Origin of the sequence: Winogradskyella poriferorum (genome assembly GCF_050618035.1) — a bacterium.
Lineage (GTDB): Bacteria > Bacteroidota > Bacteroidia > Flavobacteriales > Flavobacteriaceae > Winogradskyella > Winogradskyella poriferorum_A.
Window position 1 is genome coordinate 1 of the sequence record NZ_JBODPY010000367.1, and the last position, 207, is coordinate 207.

Here is a 207-nt window from a genome sequence, read left to right on the forward strand (position 1 = left end):
AATAAGGAAAAAACATTGGTTGTATATACGCCTGCTATACCAAATTCGCATTCACAACTAACCTTTTTTAAATCTAATGCCTTTAAACTTTATAAACGATCAGAGGTATTGCGTGCAATTACCAAAGAAACAAATTGTCTTGCAGTTGCTGGAACTCATGGGAAAAGAACAACAACAAGTATTTTAGCGCATTTACTAAATTATTGT

At 32.4% G+C, this 207-nt stretch carries 1 pseudogene; it reads left to right on the forward strand.

Annotation, left to right across the window (positions count from 1 at the left end):
* Positions 1-207 (forward strand): annotated as a pseudogene (locus ACRHOC_RS16080) (UDP-N-acetylmuramate--L-alanine ligase); the annotation flags it as partial.